Below are 17716 nucleotides of genomic sequence, written 5' to 3' on the forward strand. Positions count from 1 at the left end.
GTGACGGCGGGGCAGCCGGGCACGGACCTCGCGGTGCCGGCGTTCCCGGAGCCGCCGGGCGACGGCGGGGCGGGCGACGGCGCCGGTGACGGTGCGGGCGGGTCGGGGCGCGGCGGCGCGTTCGGGCGGTGGTGGCGCGGCGGCAACCGCACGCTGCCGGTGCTGGGGGCCGTCGCGGTCGTGAGCCTGGCCGCGGGCCTGGGGCTCAGCCGCCTCATCATCAACCCGGCCGACGCGGCCGCCCGCACGGCGCCGCCGCCCGCGGGGCCGATCACCGTCCCGGTGGAGAGCCGCGAGCTGAGCAACGACGTGACGATCCGCGGCGACGTGGTGTTCGACGACGCCGCGGAGGTGCGGGTCGAGACCTCGGACCTCGGGGAGCGCGCGGTCGTCACCGGGCAGGTCCCGGAGGTCGGCGCGACGTTCGACGCGGGCTCCGTCGCCCTGGAGATCGCGGGCCGCCCCGTCATCGTGCTGCCGGGCGGCCTGCCGACGTACCGCACGCTGCGCGTCGGCGTCTCCGGGCCGGACGTGGTGCAGCTCAAGCAAGCGCTCGGCCAGCTGGGCATCGACGCGGGCGACCCCGCCTCGGACGCGTACGACGCGGCGACGGCCCGCGGCGTCGAGGCGCTGTACCAGCGCGCCGGCTACGCGGCCCCGGCACCGTCGGACGAGGAGGCGGAGGCGCTCGGCGCCGCCGAGCAGGGCGTCCGCTCCGCGCAGGCCGAGGTCACGGCCGCGGAGAACGCCCTGGCGGCGGCGGGCCGCGGCGGCACCGCGGCGGGCGACGTCGCGCAGGCCGACGCGGACGTCCGGCAGGCGGAGCGGGCGCGGGACGTGGCCCGCGCGACGCTCGCGGACCGCGAGGCCGCCTGCGGGGCGCCGACGCCCTCGCCGGAGGTCGACTGCAGCTCCGCCGGGCTGCTGCAGGCCCGCAACGCCGTCGCGGACGCGGAGGACGCCGTCGGCGTGGCCGCTGCACGCCGGGCACAGCTCGACGCCGCTCCCGACACCTCCGGGGAGAAGGCGTCCCTGACGTCGGCGCGGCAGTCGCTGGCCGACGCGCAGAAGGCGCTGACCGAGGCGCAGGAGGCCGTCATCACGGTCCTGCCCGCCAGCGAGGTCGTCTACCTGGAGACCCTCCCCCGCCGCGTGGACGCCGTGTCCGTGCAGCGCGGCGGGACCGTCGACGGCACGGTCATGAGCGTGTCCGGCGCCGAGCTGGAGGTCGTCGCGAGCGCCGCGAAGGCGGACGCCGCGCTGCTGGAGGTCGGCGCGACCGGCACGGTGGTGGCGGGCGACCTGGAGGTGCCCGTCACGGTGACCGAGCTGCGGACCGACGACTCCTCCGGCGGGTCCGGCGGGTCCGGCGACGACCAGAGCGGCGACGGCGGCGGGTCGGGCAGTGGGAGCAGCGCGGGCCGCACGACGGTCGTGCTCACCCCCGGCGACCTCACCCCGGAGCAGGTCGCCGAGCTGCAGGGCAGCAACGTGCGGGTGACCATCCCCGTGTCGTCGACGGGCGGCGCGGTGCTGGCGGTGCCGCTCGCGGCACTGACCGCCGGCCCGGGCGGGGAGTCCCGCGTCGAGCTGATGGGCGACGACGGCACGACCGTGCTGGTCGAGGTCGAGACCGGCCTGGCGGCCGGCGGCTACGTCGAGGTCACCGGGGTCGACCGCGACCTCGCCGAGGGCGACCTCGTGGTGATCGGGTCGTCGGGCGAGCAGGACGACCCGACGGCGGACCCGACCGCCGGGTCGGACGCGTGACGGCCCTCGACGTCCGGGCCCCCGGCGCGGACGCAGCGCCGGCGCGGCCGGTGGTCGAGCTGCGGCAGGTGGCCCGCGTGTTCCCGGGCGAGCCGCCGGTGCACGCGCTGCACCCCAGCGACCTGCGGATCGACGCGGGCGACTACGTGTCGGTCGTCGGCCCGTCCGGGTCCGGCAAGTCCACCCTGCTCAACCTGCTGGGGCTGCTCGACCGCCCGACGTCCGGCGAGTACCTGCTGGACGGGGTGTCCACCCGCACCGCCTCGGAGGCGCAGCGCTCGGCGCTGCGCGGCGGCCGGATCGGGTTCGTGTTCCAGGCGTTCCACCTGCTCCCGCACCGCACGGTGCTCGACAACGTCCTGCTCGCCACCCTGTACAGCGGGGTCCCGCGGGCCGAGCGTCGGCAGCGGGCGCTGGCGGCGCTCGACCGCGTGCACCTCGGGCACCGGCTCGGGTTCCGGCCGCCGGTGCTGTCCGGCGGCGAGCGCCAGCGCGTCGCCGTCGCGCGGGCCGTCGTGACGTCGCCGCACGTGCTGCTGGCCGACGAGCCGACCGGCAACCTCGACACCCAGAACTCGGCGGGGGTGCTCGACCTGTTCGACGAGCTGCACGCCGACGGGCTCACCCTGGTGGTCATCACGCACGACGCCGCGGTGTCCGCCCGCGCGCAGCGCCGCGTGCGGATCGCCGACGGCCGGCTGAGCGAGATCGCCTGATGGCCCGCCCCCGCTTCCGCCGCCGCGCCGCGACGCCCCCGGCCACCCCGGGGGACGGCTCCGCGGCGGGTCCCGCCGCGGGCGCCGGCGGCGCGGCCACCGACCTGCTGCTGCTCGACGCCGACGCCCGCCCGGACGGCGACGAGGCCACCGGCGTCCCGGCAGGCCGCACCCGCCCGCCGCGCTCCGACCGGTTCGGGATCCGCGACCTGGTGACCGAGGCGGCCGCGGGCATCGACGCCCGGCCGGGCCGCCTGTTCCTCACGATCCTCGGCACGGTGCTCGGCATCGCGTCGGTGGTCGTGACGATCGGCCTCGCGCAGACCGCCGCCGGGCAGATCGCCAAGCAGTTCGACGCCGTCGCCGCGACGCAGGCCATGGCCACCGCGAGCACCACCCGCACCGCCGACGGGTCGCAGCGGGCCACCGCCGCCCTGCCCTGGGACGGCGACGCGCGTGCCGAGCGCCTCAACGGCGTGACGGCGGCGGGTCTCGTCGCGTCCGTCGACACCGGGGACGCCACCGTGACCGCGGTCCCGGTCAACGACCCCAGCCAGCCCGAGCCGGTGTCGCCGCCGGTGCTCGCCGCCTCGGGCGGGCTGCTGGACGCGATCCGCGGCGAGGTCGTGACCGGCCGGTTCTTCGACGCGGGCCACGACGCCCGTGCCGACCGCGTGGTCGTGCTCGGGTCGCGCGCCGCCCAGCGGCTCGGCGTCTCCCGGGTGGACCGCCAGCCGTCGGTGTTCATCGGGGACCGCTCGTACACGGTGATCGGCATCGTCGACGGCGTGAAGCGCCGCAGCGACCTGCTCGAGGCCGTGGTGCTGCCGCTCGGCACCGCCCGCGCGGACTTCGGGCTCCGGGCGCCGGAGGAGCTGCACCTGCGCATCGCCGTCGGCGCCGGGCCGGTGGTCGGTGAGCAGGTGCCCGTCGCGCTCGACCCGAACGCACCCGAGACGGTCAGCATGCAGGTGCCGTCCAGCGGCTCCCGGGTGCGCGAGTCGGTGCAGGCCGACGTCAACACCATCTTCCTGGCGCTCGGCGGCGTCGCGCTGCTCATCGGCGGCCTCGGGATCGCCAACGTGACGCTGCTGTCCGTCATGGAGCGCGTCGGGGAGATCGGCCTGCGCCGGGCGCTCGGCGCGCGGCGGCGGGACATCGGCCTGCAGTTCATGCTCGAGTCGGTCGCCGTCGGCCTGCTGGGCGGGCTCATCGGGGCGGCGCTCGGCGTGGCCGTCGTCGTCGTGGTGTCCGCCGCGCAGTCGTGGACGCCGATCCTCGACACCGCGGTGGTGCTCGCGTCCGCTGCGGGCGGCGGTGTCATCGGGCTCGTCGCGGGCATCTACCCCGCGCTGAAGGCCGCGTCCGTCGAACCCGTGACGGCGCTGCGCGGCGGGGTCTGACCCACCCCGACCGCGCCGCCCACGGCGGCACCGCGACGCCCCGGACGGCACGCCCCCGCCGTCACGCCGGCGCCACCACGCCGGGGCCGTCACGCCGGTGCGGTGAGCTCCCCGCGCAGGATGCTGTCCCCGGAGTGCGCGGGGTCGCCGTCGTCCGGCTCGGCGGACACGTCCACCACCGGGTACCGCCCGAGGTCCAGGCCGGCGGGGATCGCGAACCGGCCCTCGTCGCCGTCGAGCAGCCCCAGGCTGACCAACCCGGTCACGTCACGGTCGAGCAGCCACACCTCGCGGAACCCGTCGGCCTCGCCGCCCTCGAGCCGCACGACCAGGGTGCGCCGCCCCTCGAGGTCCTCCTCGACGACGGCGTCGCCGCTCGCCGCCCAGCCGGGGAGGGCGTCGAGCACCGTCCGGGCGACGACCTGCTCCTGGTCGCCGCGCTGCAGGCCCGCGACGACGAGCCCGCCCGCGGTCCCACCGACGACCAGCCCGGCGGCGGCCACGGCCAGCAGGGCGCGGCGGGCGCGGCGCCGGGGCAGCGGGACGACGGCCGCGCCGGGCACCGCCTCGGCGTGCGGTCCGACGGCGGCTGCGGGTCCCGCGTCGACCCCGGGGGCAGGTGGGCGCCGGCAGCCACGTCGGCGCCGGAGCCCACGTCGACGCCGGGAGCCACGTCGACGCCGAGGGCCACGTCGGCGTCGAGGGCCACGTCGGCGCCGGGGGCCACCTCGGCGCGACGCCCGGCGCCGGCCACCGCGTCCAGGCCCGGGTCGAGCCCCAGCTCCTCCCGCACCCGCTCCCACACGCCGGCCGGTGCGGGCACGGGGGCGTCGTCGCGGGCGGAGCGCCCGACGGCGGCGGCCGCGGACAGCGCGGCGAGCTCGCGCGCGCAGTCCGGGCACCCGCCGAGGTGCGCGCGGTCGGCGGCGTCCAGCGGCTCGCCGAGGGCGGCGAGCGCCAGCAGGTCGGGGTCAGTGTGCCGCACCGTCCACCTCCAACCGGTCGCGCAGCCGCAGCAGGCTACGCCTGATGTGGCTCTTCACCGTGCCCAGCGGCAGGTCGAGCCGCCGGGCGATCTGGTCGTGCGTGAGGTCCTGGTAGAACGCCAGAGCGAGGATCGTGCGCTGGGGCTCGCCGAGACGGTGCAGCTCGTCCGCGACCACGATGCGGTCGGCGACGGCGGCGACGTCGGGGGCGGTGCCGCGGTCGGCGGTCGCGGCGACCGCCCGCAGGTCCCGGACGTCGCGGCTGCGCCGGCCCAGGGCGTCGGCGACGGCGTTGCGGGTGATCCCGGTGAGCCACGCGCGGAGCGGGCCGCGCCGCGGGTCGAAGCCCCCGCGCCCCCGCCACGCGGAGACGAAGACGTGCTGCGTGACGTCCTCGGCGTCCGCGGTGGACGCCAGCGCGCGGAGCGCGAGCGTGTGGACGAGCGCCGACCAGCGCCGGTACGCCTCCGCCAGGGCGCGCTCGTCGCCGGCGACGAAGGCACGGCCGACGTCGTCGTCGTCCCAGTCGGACGGCGGGTGCACCGGCGACGCCGGGGAGCTGGTCAGGGCGGGCCTCCTCGCCTTCCGCTGGACGGCGTCGTCGGGGGTGGTCACGGACATCATGCGCCGACGGGGGTGGCGACGACCAGCACGTTGTCGGTGTAGGACCGCGCGTCGCGGTCGAACGACCCGCCGCACGTCACGAGGGCCAGCCGGGCGGGGCCCTCGCGGGTGAAGACGTCCGGCCAGCGGGCCTCCGTCTTCGGGAACCGGGTCACCGCGTCCACGGCGTACGCCCGGGTGCTGCCGTCCGCGAGCGTGACCTCGACGCGGTCACCCGGCCGCACCTCGACGAGCCGCACGAACGGCCCGGTCCCGCCGGACGCCACCGAGTCCACGTGCGCAGCGACCACGGTCGTGCCCGCGTCGTCCCCGGGGTCCGCGCCGAACCGGTACCAGCCGCCCCGCTCCGCGAGCGGCGGGATCTCCATCCGCCCGTCGGCGGCCACCCCGACCGGGTCCACCGGGACGTCGATCTGCTGCGCCGGGACGACGACCCGCACCGGTGCGGTCGGGGACGCGGCCGCCACGGGCGGGGGCGTGGCCGCCACCAGCGGGACGGCACCGGCGGCGGAGGTCCCGGGCCGGTCGCCGGCCCGTCCGTCCGCCGCCGGCGGGGTCGGTGTCGCCTCCGGCGCGGGCGACGTCACGGCCGGGTCCGGGCGCGTGGCGGGCGGGGCCGCGCCCCACGCCGCCGCGACCGCCAGACCGGCCGTGAGCAGCGCCAGGACGGCCGCCACGAGCCCGGCCACGCCGCGGGGGCTGCGGCGTGGCCGGGGGCCACCGGGCGGGGCGACGGGGCGCCCGACCGCGGGCTGCTGGGACACGGGAGTGCTCCGGGGGATCGGGCGTGCGCCCCGGTCGGCGGGACGCACGGCGGCGGGGCGGACGGGCCGGGGCGCGGCGCGGGGACGGTCGCCGCGCCCCGACCCCCTCAGCGGCGGCGCTGCTCCGCCGGCCGGCGGGTGGTCAGCAGCACGGCGCCGAGCGCGGCGAGGAGAGCCGCACCGCCGAGCCACAGGCCGGTCGACGGCCCGTCGGCGGCGAGGCCCAGCTCGCCGGACGGCACGCCGCCGGGGGCGGAGTGCAGGCCGTCGATGGTCTGGACGGCGAGCTGCAGGTTGCCGGCCTCGAGCGAGCCCCACGCGTACACGATCGTGCTGACGCCCTCGGCGACGTCGAGGTCCGTCGGGCCGATCACCGGGTCGGTGGTGCCGGTGGCGGCGACGGCGGCCGAGACGGTGCCGGCGGGCACGGTGATGGTCTGCTCGTCGGGGTTGCTGAGGCCGGTGATGACCGGGCTGCCGCCGGCCAGCACGTCCACGGCGGGTGCCGCGGCGGTGTGCCGCACGGTCAGCCGGCCCTCGCCTGCCGCGACGGGCGAGATGTCGTTGGTGAACAGCGTCGCGGTCGGGTCGCCGGCCTCGTCGAGGTGCGCCACGGCGGTGTAGCTGGCACCGGCGTCGAGGGTGAGGTCGACCGGTCCGATGGCGGGCGAGCTGTCGTCGGCCGCGTCGGACGCGGTGATGGCGACGGTGTGCGCGCCGGCCGGCAGGTCGAGCGGCCCGGCGAGCGTCCCGGGTGTGAAGTCGTCGAGCGTGCGCTCACCGTCGACCCAGACGTCGACGGTGAGGTCGGGGACCCCGTGCAGGACCGCCAGCGAGGCGGTGCTCGTGGTGGCCGCCGAGGCGGGGAGGGCGGCCGCGGCGACGGCCACGGCGGTGACGGCGATGCCGGCTGCTCCGGCGGCGAACGGACGGTGACGCATGGTGGTGCTCCTCGGTCCGTGCCCCCGTCGTCGGGGGCTGCGTGTGCTGACACCTCCTCTACGCCGCGGACCGGCCCGCTGGATGCACCCGCGTGCCACGACCTCCCGGGGCGGGCGTCGTCAGCGTCGACCGGCCGCCCGGTACGTCCACCCGGCAGCCCGCCACCGTGCCGGGTCCAGGACGTGGCACGCGTCCAGCACCCAGGGGCGGGCGACGAGGGCCGTCAGCGGACGCGGGTCGAGCGCGGCGTACTCCGGCCACGGCGTCGCGAGGACGACCGCGTCGGCGCCGGCCACGCACGCCGCGACCGTGGCGGCCGGGTCGAGGGCCGGCGCGACCGCGCGCACCGCGTCGAGCGCCCGCGGGTCCGTCACGGTCACGTGGGCGCCCTGGAGCTGCAGCTGGGCCGCGACGGACAGCGCCGGGGAGTCGTGCACGTCGTCGCTGCCGGCCCACGAGGCCGCACCGAGCACGGCGACCCGCCGCCCGGCGACGGCACCGCCGCACGCGTCCCGCACGAGGTCGACCAGGGCCACCCGGTGCCGGACCGTGACGGCGTCGACCTCCCGCAGCAGCGCCGTCTCCCGCCCCACGCCGAGGCCCTCGGCGGCCGCCACGAGCGCCCGGACGTCCTCGGTCGGTCTCCCGCCGCCGGAGGCCCGCCCGGGGTCGAGCCACCGCCGCCCGATGCGTGTGTCGTGGCCGAGGGCGTCCGCGAGCGCCGCGACGTCGGCGCCCGACGCCTCGCACAGCACGGTCACGGCCGCGACGAACGAGGCCTTCACCGCGAGGAACGCACCGGTCGCGAGCGCGGCCAGCTCCGCGGTGGCGTAGTCCGTCACGACCGCGGGGAGCTCGTGCGCCGGCGCGTGCGGCTCGAGCCCGGCGAGCAGCGCGCGCGCCTTCTCCCCCTCGGGCGTGACGACGCCGTCGGCATCCGTCGGCAGCCCGTAGACCACCCTCCCGGGGTCCAGCGCGTGCGGGACCGCGGGCCCGGTGCGCAGCAGGTCGGGCTGCACCACGAACGTCGCTCCGGCCCGCTCCACCCGGGCGGCGAGTGCCCGGGAGGTCCCCACGGGCACGGTCGACCGCCCGACGACCACGTCGCCGGGCTGCAGGTGCGGGACGAGTCCCGCGAGCGCCGCCTCGACGCCGCCCCGGCGGGCACCGGCCCCGGCGTGGCGGGTGGACGTGCCCACGCAGACCAGGTGCACGCGGGCGCCCGCGGCCGCGGCGACGTCGGAGGTGAACCGCAGCCTGCCGCCCGACAGCCCGGCGGCGAGCGGGGCGGCCAGGCCCGGCTCGTGGAACGGCACGTCCCCGGCCGCGAGCGCGGCCACGCGGCTCTCGTCGACGTCGACGCCGACCACGTCGTGGCCGGCGGCGGCGAGCAGCGCCGCCTGCGTCGCGCCCACCCGCCCGCAGCCGATGACCGCGACGCGCAGGGCCCCCTCCGGGGAGCGTCCGGGCGGGGCGGCCATCAGTACGCGCCCCGGCCGGCGACCATCGCGTGGGCGGTGCGCGCGAGGATGCCGAGGTCGCTCAGCAGCGTCCAGTTCTCGACGTAGGCGACGTCCATCCGGACGCCCTCGCCGGGGTCCAGGTCCGAGCGGCCCGACACCTGCCACAAGCCCGTGCACCCGGGGCGGACCAGCAGCCGCCGGCGGGCACGGTCGTCGTACAGGGCGACTTCCGCCTCGATCTGCGGTCGCGGCCCCACGAGGCTCATGTCCCCGCGCAGGACGTTGACGAGCTGCGGGAGCTCGTCCAGCGAGTAGCGACGCAGGAACCGCCCCACCCGCGTGACCCGGGGGTCGTTCTTGGGCTTGTAGAACAGCCCCAGGTCGGTGACGCCCTCGGCGGCGAGCACCTCCCCGAGCCTGTCGTGCGCGCCGACGACCATGGAGCGGAACTTCAGCATCTCGAACGGCTGCCCGTCGCGGCCGATCCGTCGCTGGGCGTACAGGACGGGCCCCGGGCTGGAGAGCTTGACGGCGACGGCGACGGCGACCAGCACCGGCAGCAGCACCACGAGCGCGGCGAGGGCGCCGGTGACGTCGAGCAGCCGCTTGGCCACGTAGCGGTGACCGCGGAAGGCCGGCAGGTCCACCCGCGCCAGCGGCACCACCCCGCCGGACGGCCGGCGCAGCCGGTGCACGCCCACGTCGACCAGCGGGAGCGCGAGCGCCATCCCGGCGTGCGTGCGCTCCACCTGCCGCCCCACGACCTCCACGGTGTCCGGGGGCGTCCCGGGCGCGAGCACGACGAGCTCGGCCGCGACGAGCGCCACGGCGTCCTCGACGCCCGACTCGCGGCCCAGCACCGGCACGCCGTCGACGTCGCCCGGCGTCTCGCCCTCCGCGCCGGTGAGGCAGACACCCACGGCCGCCGCCCCGCTGCCCGGGTGGGCGAGGCCGGCGAGCACCGCGGGGATCCGGGCCGGCAGCCCGACCACGAGGACGCGGTGCGCCCGCGTGCCCGCCCGGCGTCGCCGCGCCCACCCGCGGCGGGCGAGCCGCAGGGCGGCGAGCAGGCCCGTGCCGGCCGGCAGGCTCACGACGAGCACCGTGCGGGCCGGACCGGGCGCGACGAGGACCCCCGAGAGCGCGACCGCCCAGGCGACGACGGCGGACGACTCCGCGACCGGCACCAGGGACCACCGGGGGACCCCGCGCCGTGCCGCGGCCGCGTCGCGCGCGAGGAGGAGTCCGGCCCAGCCCGCGGCGAGGGCGATCGCGGCGGAGGCGGCCGGGCGCGGTCCCGGCCAGAACGCCGCGACGGCGGCGGCCGCGGTCACGGCCGCGAGCTCCGCGGCGCGGCCCGCCGGGTATCCCCGGCGCGGACGGCGCCGGGCGGCTCCTGCTGCCCCGGCGGGGCCTGCCCCGGCGGGGCCTGCCCCGCGGCTGGTTCCCGGCTCGGGCGGGGCGGGCGCCGGGCGCGGGCCGCCCAGGCGCCCCGGCGCCTGGTCGTCGGCCGGGGGTCGCGGCCGCGGCACCGTCCCGGAGGTCACGACCGAGCCCGACGGCGACGCCGGAGGAGCAGGAGCACCGCTCCCCCGGTGAGGAGCACCGCCACGACCGCGACGGCCGGGCCGGCCACCGACGGCTCGCCGGTCGCGGCCGGGCCGGCGCTGGTCTCCTGCTGGGCGGCGACGACCTCGACGACCTGGTCGAACAGGACCTCGCCGGTGGCGGTCGCCAGCACGACGCGGCACTGCGCGGGGCGGTCCACCTCCACCTGGAACGCGATGTGCCCGTCCCTGTCCGTGGTCCCGTGGGACGTGGTCGTCTCGCGGCCGTCGATGCGCACCACGGGGGTGCCGGGCTCCTCCCGCGTGGTCAGGGCCGCCGGTGAGACGGGCGCGCCGGCGGCCTCCACGGAGAGCACCACGACCAGCCCCGGATCGGCGTCCAGGGTGACCTCGAACCCCTCGCCGGCGAGCGGGCGCGCGGTGGAGACGGCGGCCCGGTACTCCTGGGCCGTGTAGGCGTCGGGGTCGGTGGCCGCGGGGACGGGGGCCGCGAGGGCGGCTGAGACCAGCAGAGCGACGGCGACGAGCGATGGCATGGGCGCCCCTTGCGCGAGTTGGTCCCTCAACCCTAGAGAGATGATTCATCAACGCGCAAGTGATGTTCGCCGGTCGAGGAGAACCCCTCCGGCGTGTGAACCCCCTCGCTCAGGTGCCGCGGCCGGACACGACCTCCCCGGAGATCCGGTCCTGGTCGATCGCCGACGGCTCCGGCTCGGACCGCAGCTCCTCGACGATGCCCAGCACGAGCGCACGCTGCACCACGCTCAGCCCCGACAGCGGGTCACCGGCACCAGGACCGGCCTCGCCCTCCTCGAGATAGCCCGTGTCGCGCAGCGCGGCCATCAGGACATCCGCATACGGCGCACCGAGCACGCGGGCGAGCGAGCGCAGCGTGTCCGGGTCGGGCGGCGTCTTGAAGCCGCGGTGCTTCCACGAGTTCAACGTCTGCGGCTTCAGCCCGACCTGGCGCGCGAGCGCCGCCTCGGAGCGGTCAGCGCGAGTCAAGTAGTCGTCCACCAGTGCCCAGAGCTGCCGGCCCATGCTCCACCCCATCAACTTCGACATGACGATCTGTGTCATCGTCATGCACCGTGCGAGGGCGCGCAACCAGCGGACAGCGCCATCGGGCGGTCGACCATGCAGAGAGTCTTGACGATGCGACAACGGCGGTGTGATAGTGAGCGGGTGGACGCCTCGGCGCCGCAGTCACCGGAGAGGGCAGCTGACCACGCAGGGGGGGCACACGCGCATGAGGTCGACGGCTCCGGCCCCGCCCCGGCGGGTGGCGGCGTGAGAGATCCCGGCGTCGGCCCCGCGAGCTGGACCGACGCGCTGATCGCGGAACGTACCGCCTCCACCCTCTTCGACCCCGTCACCGGGACCCTCAGCCTCCGCGGGGCGCGCGGCCGGCTCCGGGAGGGCCGGAGGACGCACGTGACAGCCGTCGTGGTCGCGCGCCTGCCCCGCAGCCGCCGGCCCGCGGGCAGGTTCTCGCGGCTCGACCAGGACGACCGGTCGCTCAGCCGCATCCTCATCCCGTGGGCCTCGGGCCTCGGGGCGCCGGTCACGTGGATCGCGGACGGTGTCGCTGCGGTCGGCGTCGAGACACCGGAGCGGTCGGCGCGGGACACGGAGCGGATCAGGGCCGCGGTGCACGACCTCGACGTGACGCTCCGGCACGCGTTCGACGACTCCCCCCTGACCTCCGTCTCCAGCGGTCCCGGCGACGCCCCGTCCGAGGTGCTCGGTCGCGCGGTCGCCGCGCTGGTCCGCCGGGCCGGCTCCCTGACCGGTCCGGCCGACCCGGGCCGGATCCCCACGCAGCGCCGCCGCGGCGAGCTCCGGGACGCGGGGACGGGAGAGCTGCTGGGGCGCGAGATCCACCTGCACCCCCGCGCCGGGACGCTCCTGGGCCGGGACTGCGACCCGCTGCTCACCGCGATCACACGGGCCCCCGCCGTACTCGGCGCGGCCGAGCGGCTGCGGGCCCGGTGCCCCCAGTGGTCGCCGGTGACGCGGCTCGAGCACCCGCTCCTCGTCGACGTCACCGCCCTGCTGGCGCTGCGGACGGGCGACGCCGCGCGCGTCGACACCCTGCTCGACAGCCTCCCCGCCGGGGCGCATCTCGGCGTCGACGCCTGGGCCGCCGCCCAGCTCCCCTTCCTGCACCCGGCGATGCAGGCCGCGCGGCGACGCGGCCGGACAGTCGTGCTGACCCAGTACGGCAGCGGTCGGGAGCCCGTCACCCCGCTCGACGAGCTGCCGGTCGACGCCATCAGCCTGGACCCGGCGCTGGAGCGCGGGGCCGTGACCTCGCGGGCGGACCGCGCCGTGCGCTGGGCCCTGCTCGAGACGGCGCGCCGCCACGACGTGCTCGTGCTCAGCCACCTCGACCGCGACACGCTCTCCCTCCTCGCCCCGGTGGCACCGCGCCGCACCGACGTGCCGCAGCCCGGACCCGTCCGGCAGGTGCTGGACGACGCGTGGGTGGCGGGGCTGACCCCCGCCGAGACCGCGTTGATGATCAACGCCGGTCGCGTGGAGCAGCCGGGCCGGCGGCGCTGGGACCGGTACCAGGTGTCGCTCGCCTGGGCGGGCCTGCGCCACCACGGCACAGCCGGCTGGTGACCGGAGGGGACCCGCCCGGTCACGGCAGGCCCGCGAGGCGCGCGGCGGCCCCCGGCCTCACGGGACGCACCCGTCCTCCACGGTGACGACCGCCGGCCGCGCGGTCGGCGTCAGGGCCACGACCGGCGGCAGCCCCGCACCCGCCGCGGTGGTCAGCGTGACGACGAGCGTCGTGGTCCCACCGGGCGGCAGCACCACGGACGTGCCGCCGACCTGCAGCCCGTCGTGCCGCTGCGCGAGCAGCCCCAGCGGGTCGCCGTCCCGGTCGGCGGTGACGACGTGCCCGCCCTCGGGGGCGTACACCAGCACGTTCACCGCCACCGACCCGGCGTGCGGCCCGCCACCGGCCACGCGCTCCGGGAGGTCCGCCGTCGCCGCGGCCCGCGACGCCAGGTGCAGCCGCAGCTCGAGCTCCGAGGAGGCGCCGTCGCCGCACCCCACGCGCCGGACGTCAGCCGCCACGTCCAGGTCGTACCCGGTCTTCGCCGCCGTCGTGGCGTTGAACGCGACGCCGACCACGGGGGCGGTCCCGGCCGCGGTGGTGCGCGAGCCGGTGAGGGCACCCCCGACCACGGAGCCCTCCAGCACGGCCTGCTCGTCCTCGTGCGCGGACCACAGCACGAGCCGCCCCTCCGCGACGACCGCCCGCAGCGCCACGGCCAGGCGCGGGACGTCCAGGCCCTCCCGGGTCAGCCGTGTCAGCACCTCTCCGGCCGCGGCCGCGAAGACCGCGTCCTGCGCCGCCGCGTCCGGCTGCTCGAGGTACACGCCGCGCAGCAGGTAGGCCTCCACGTCCTCGGGCTGCAGCTCGACGGCGGAGGCGCCTGCCACCGGGTCGGCAGGCAGCCGCAGCGGGCCGGTGACCTGCAGCGCGGCGGCGAGCACCGCCGGGTCGACGAAGAGCACGCCGTCCACCTGCTCGCCCGTGCGGTCCGCCCAGAGAGCAGCGGCGAGCTCCGCGGCGCGCGGGTGGTCCGGCGTGAAGCCCACGTCCCGCAGGTCGGCCGCGATCCGCGGCCCGAACAGCGCGTCCTCGCCCGGGGTGAGGGGCAGGACCGGATCCGGCACGACGACGTCTCCCCCGGCCACGACCTCCGCGAGGTGCACGGCGCCGTCGGCCACGTCGAGACGCAGCGCTGCTCCCACGAGCCCGCCGGACGCCCGGGGCTCCGCGGGGCTCTGGACCAGCACCAGGTACGACCGCGACCCGCCGGGCGCGAGGGCGGCGGGCAGCACCTGGGCGACCGCCTGGGCGGCGTCCACCGCGGGACCGGCGGCGGCGAGCGCGTCCAGCAGCTCGGCGCGCGCGCCGGCGACGGGACCGACGACACCGTCCGGGTCCACGGCGACCACGCGCGCGGTCGCCTCGTCGAGGGCGTGCGCCAGGCTCTCCAGCGAGGGCGCTGCCGCCGCGAGACCACCCGCGTCCAACCCGTCCGGCCCCGCGCTCACGAGGTCGCCGACCGACGGCGCCAGGTCGTCCGCGACGGCTGCGGTCTCGGCCAGCAGCCCCGCCCCTGCACCGAGCACCTCGCGGGCCGCGTGGACCTGCCGGCCGAGCCACGGCGCCCGTTCGAGCAGGTCCCACGGGAAGCCGGAGACGGCGCCCTGCGCCGCCCGGGCGTGCGCGGCAGCCTCGGTGAGCAGCCGTGCCGCCTCGGGGGCCGTCCCCACCGGGTCGCCACCGTCGCCGGCCGCCGCGGTCCCGAGCCGGGCCAGCTCCCGGCCGTCCGCCACCAGCGCCTCGAACTCGCCACGCGCCCGGAGCCCCTGCACGAGCACGACCACGAGCAGCGCCACCACGGCGAGCGCCAGGGCCGCGGCCCCCGTGCGGAGCGCGGGGCGCCACCGCCGATGACGGTCCCGCCGGCCGCCGGTGTCCCGGTGGGCGCGCCGGGCCGGTCGCGCGTCCTCCGTCACGGCGGCACCCCCTCGACGAGGTCGACATCAACGTGACGATGCTAGATCATTCATCCCACCTTGATATTCGAGGGTGGCGGGAGGGGCCGCGGCCCTCACCCCTCCACGCTCCCGTCGCGCCACCGCGGGGTCACGGGGGCTGCCGGTGCAAGCGCTCCCAGAGCGTCGCCGACCCCCGGGTGCCACGACGCCCAGCACCAGCCGCACCGGAAGCCGGCCCCGGTCACCCGCCTGACGTCGAACGACCAGCACGCCGGGCACGCCGGGTGGCCGGGGGCGGTGTCGCGCAGCGGCACGACGTCCTCGGGACGCTCGAGGAGGAGCGGCAGGGGGACGACGCGCGACCGCGGCGGGCGCCAGGGACCGGTCAGGTGCGCGGCTGCGCGGCGACCCGGCCCGCCGCGCAGCTGCCACAGCCGGACCCGCTGCCACGGCGCGCCGACGTCCCGCGCCCGGTCGAACGCCCGCTCGGCCTCCTCGCGGGTCCGGTGCCGGGTCACGCCGCGGGGCGTCAGCACGCCGTCCGCACCCGTCACGCCGACGACCCAGCCACCGGCCGGGCCGCTGTCCGCCACCACCCGTGCCCGCTCCGGCGTCTCCACCAGCGTCCGGCGCACCCGTGCCGTGAGGGCCGTCGCGCCGAGACCCGGCGGGACGGCGACGCGCCACAGACGCACCCGCTGGCGCGCGACCAGCCGCACGCCCTCCTCGTCCACGGCCTGCCACCGGTACGTCGCCCGGGCGGTCGCGGCGTCGGGGCAGACCGCCACGAGCCGCGCGCCGCCCAGCACCGGCTCGACGGAGACGGCGGACACCGCGCGTGCGACGCTGCGCACCGGGACGACGACGGACCCCGAACCGGGCCCGGCGCACGCCAGCCACGCGGCCGGACGCGCCCCCGTCACCGGCACCAGGCCGTCCGGCGCCACCCCGAGGCTCGCCGCAGCGGCGGCGCGCTGGGCACTCACGGGCGCCCCGGCCCCGTCACGGGCTGCGACGACCGCCACGACGCCGTCCCGCGCGGCGAGCACGTGGCCCGGGGTGGACGGCGGCAGGTCGCGCAGCACGACGAGCGGGGCGTCGGTGCCGAGCCAGCGGCGGACGAGAGCAGGGGACGGGACCGGGGCGTTGTTCGCAGGATTCACGCGGTCAGACTCGGGCACCGGCACCCCGGACCCCGACCCGGCGACGGGGCGGACGGCCGCAGCACCCCCTCCGGCGCGCCCCGGCGCGGGCCGCCACCCGGAGGAGACGGCGTCCGCGGCCACGACGAGACCCCCCTGCCCGGCCGCCGCGTCGCGGCCGACAGCGCGACGCTAGCAGCGCCGGAGGAAGCCCACCCGGGACGCGCGACAGCCCGGACCCTGACGGGCCCGGGCCGGCAGCGGCGTCCGGACGACGCCGGCGAGCGGAGACGGTGGGATTTGAACCCACGGAAGGGTTGCCCCTTCACGACCTTAGCAGGGTCGCGCACTAGACCTGACTATGCGACGTCTCCAGGTCGGACCAGGGTACCGGGCGTCGGCGGCAGGCGGCAAAGCGCCCGTCAGTGCTCGAACGCCCACTCCCGGTCGGTGAGCATCCGGGCCACCGCGAGGCCCACCGCGAGCGCCACGACGACCAGCCCGGCCTGCACGCCGTACGCGAGGGCCTGCGTCGTGTCGCCGTTGGACAGGTGGAACACCGCCCGGTACGCGGCGACGCCCGGGACCATGATGACGACGGCGGGCACGGAGACGGTGATGCGCGGGACGCCGAGCCGGGGCGCGATCACCGCGGCCAGCAGCCCCACCAGCAGCGCGGCCCCCGCGGCTGCGGCCTGCGCGGCCACGCCGGTGTCCGCGAGGTACAGCCGGCCCGTGTTCGCGACCATCCCGACCGCGGCCGCGCCGAGCGCCATCCGCCACGGGCTGTTGAACATGAGCGCGAACCCGAGCACGCCGACGAAGCTCGCGACCGTCCGCAGCGCGAGCTGCACCTCCGGGCCGAGCGCAGGGCCGGCCGCCGGGTCGGGCGAGAGCCCGACGGCGATCGACACGCCCCAGACGGCGAGCGCGGCGGACGTCAGGATCATCAGCGCGTACGTCAGGCGGGCGACGCCGGCGGAGAAGTCGAGCTTCGCCAGGTCCAGGCCACCGGTCACGAGCGGGAACCCGGGGACCAGGAACAGCACCGCGGACACGTAGCCGGCGGCGTGCCGGACCTCCGTGGCCCCGAGGCCGTGCAGCACGGACACCAGCCCCAGGTACGCCAGGCACGCGACCGCCGCTGCGAGCATCGTCACGCCGAACTGGTTGAACCCGCGGTGCAGCAGCAGGCGGCGTGTGAGCTGCCCGAGCCACGCGGCGACGAACGCCCCGCCCATCTCGACGGGGCCGCCGTGGTTGAGGAACGCGAACGCCGCGCACGCGACCGCCGCCCACAGCGCGTTGACGACGTCCGGGTACAGGGGCGGCTTGCGCTCGATCCGGTCCAGCTCGGCGCTGACCTGCTCGACGGTCGCGCGGCGGGGCGAGGCGGCGAGCGTGCCGGCGAGGCGCTCCAGCTCGGCGAGCCGGTCGGCGTTGATCCCGACGGACCGGACCTCGGCGACCTCGGTGCGGAAGCTCGCGCCCCGGTGCGAGGTCGTCGTGATCTCCGTGAGCGTCACGTGCGCCTCGTGACGGTCGACGCCGATGGCGCGGGCGACACGGGCCATCGACGACTTCACGCGGTACGACCCGGTGCCCGCGGACAGGCTCAGCCGGCCGACGCGCAGGGCGACGCCGGACTGGCGGATGAGCTCGAGCTCGTCGTCCGTGGGCTGGGTGGGCACGCGCACCATGATGACGGGCCGCGGGCTGCGGTGCCGGGACGTCCGTCGCACCCGCCGGCCGTGCGAGCCCGGACCGGACCGGGCCAGGGCCGGGCCGGGGCGGGCCGGGCCGGGATA

At 78.1% G+C, this 17716-nt stretch carries 15 protein-coding genes and 1 tRNA gene; 4 read left to right on the forward strand and 12 right to left on the reverse strand.

The window, feature by feature from the left end:
• The 3 genes from K5O09_RS16975 to K5O09_RS16985 are packed head-to-tail and all read left to right on the forward strand — an operon-like array spanning position 1 to position 3889.
• The gene (locus K5O09_RS16975) at positions 1-1770 is read left to right on the forward strand and encodes a hypothetical protein (RefSeq protein WP_255595820.1); all 1770 of its coding nucleotides are present in this window, start codon (positions 1-3) and stop codon (positions 1768-1770) included.
• On the forward strand, positions 1767-2486 hold the full coding sequence (locus tag K5O09_RS16980) for an ABC transporter ATP-binding protein (RefSeq protein ID WP_222170644.1): 720 nt from the start codon (positions 1767-1769) through the stop codon (positions 2484-2486). The genes K5O09_RS16975 and K5O09_RS16980 overlap by 4 nt, the downstream gene beginning before the upstream one ends.
• Entirely contained in the window at positions 2486-3889 is a 1404-nt protein-coding gene (locus tag K5O09_RS16985) for an ABC transporter permease (protein WP_222170645.1), read from the forward strand. Before K5O09_RS16980 ends, K5O09_RS16985 begins: the two co-directional genes overlap by 1 nt.
• 89 nt (positions 3890-3978) lie before the next feature.
• Here K5O09_RS16985 and K5O09_RS16990 read toward each other — a convergent pair whose 3' ends face one another.
• From K5O09_RS16990 to K5O09_RS17020, 8 genes are all read right to left on the reverse strand, one after another.
• Positions 3979-4452: an anti-sigma factor gene (locus tag K5O09_RS16990; protein WP_255595821.1), complete on the reverse strand. Its 474-nt coding sequence runs from the start codon at positions 4450-4452 to the stop codon at positions 3979-3981.
• A gap of 408 nt (positions 4453-4860) precedes the next feature.
• Positions 4861-5490 (reverse strand): sigma-70 family RNA polymerase sigma factor, encoded by a 630-nt coding sequence (locus K5O09_RS16995; protein WP_370635483.1) that lies wholly within the window; start codon positions 5488-5490, stop codon positions 4861-4863.
• A gap of 5 nt (positions 5491-5495) precedes the next feature.
• Positions 5496-6188 (reverse strand): class F sortase, encoded by a 693-nt coding sequence (locus K5O09_RS17000; protein ID WP_222170647.1) that lies wholly within the window; start codon positions 6186-6188, stop codon positions 5496-5498.
• Positions 6189-6370: 182 nt separating this feature from the next.
• Positions 6371-7204, reverse strand: coding sequence for a DUF4397 domain-containing protein (locus K5O09_RS17005; RefSeq protein ID WP_222170648.1), 834 nt, complete (start codon positions 7202-7204; stop codon positions 6371-6373).
• 120 nt (positions 7205-7324) lie between these two features.
• Entirely contained in the window at positions 7325-8686 is a 1362-nt protein-coding gene (locus tag K5O09_RS17010) for a nucleotide sugar dehydrogenase (RefSeq protein WP_255595823.1), read from the reverse strand.
• Entirely contained in the window at positions 8686-10002 is a 1317-nt protein-coding gene (locus K5O09_RS19330) for an exopolysaccharide biosynthesis polyprenyl glycosylphosphotransferase (RefSeq protein ID WP_255595825.1), read from the reverse strand. The genes K5O09_RS17010 and K5O09_RS19330 overlap by 1 nt, the downstream gene beginning before the upstream one ends.
• A 209-nt stretch (positions 10003-10211) precedes the next feature.
• Positions 10212-10772 (reverse strand): hypothetical protein, encoded by a 561-nt coding sequence (locus K5O09_RS19335; RefSeq protein WP_255595826.1) that lies wholly within the window; start codon positions 10770-10772, stop codon positions 10212-10214.
• 109 nt (positions 10773-10881) lie between these two features.
• Positions 10882-11316, reverse strand: a complete 435-nt coding sequence (locus tag K5O09_RS17020; RefSeq protein ID WP_222170650.1) for a helix-turn-helix transcriptional regulator — start codon at positions 11314-11316, stop codon at positions 10882-10884.
• A gap of 210 nt (positions 11317-11526) precedes the next feature.
• On the opposite strand from K5O09_RS17020, the gene K5O09_RS17025 reads away from it, so the two are divergent.
• The gene (locus tag K5O09_RS17025; protein ID WP_222170651.1) at positions 11527-12864 is read left to right on the forward strand and encodes an EAL domain-containing protein; all 1338 of its coding nucleotides are present in this window, start codon (positions 11527-11529) and stop codon (positions 12862-12864) included.
• A 57-nt stretch (positions 12865-12921) separates the two neighbouring features.
• Here K5O09_RS17025 and K5O09_RS17030 read toward each other — a convergent pair whose 3' ends face one another.
• The 4 genes from K5O09_RS17030 to K5O09_RS17045 form a co-directional block, all read right to left on the reverse strand.
• A complete protein-coding gene (locus K5O09_RS17030) occupies positions 12922-14784 on the reverse strand; it encodes a DUF4012 domain-containing protein (protein WP_222170652.1) in 1863 nt (620 codons plus the stop codon).
• A gap of 95 nt (positions 14785-14879) precedes the next feature.
• Complete coding sequence (locus K5O09_RS17035; protein ID WP_222170653.1) at positions 14880-15929, reverse strand: hypothetical protein; 1050 nt, start codon at positions 15927-15929, stop codon at positions 14880-14882.
• 264 nt (positions 15930-16193) lie between these two features.
• Positions 16194-16282 (reverse strand) — tRNA-Ser (locus tag K5O09_RS17040).
• 48 nt (positions 16283-16330) lie between these two features.
• Entirely contained in the window at positions 16331-17599 is a 1269-nt protein-coding gene (locus K5O09_RS17045; protein WP_255595828.1) for a threonine/serine exporter ThrE family protein, read from the reverse strand.
• Between the last annotated feature and the right edge of the window lie 117 nt (positions 17600-17716).

Origin of the sequence: Cellulomonas sp. C5510 (assembly GCF_019797765.1) — a bacterium.
GTDB lineage: Bacteria > Actinomycetota > Actinomycetes > Actinomycetales > Cellulomonadaceae > Cellulomonas.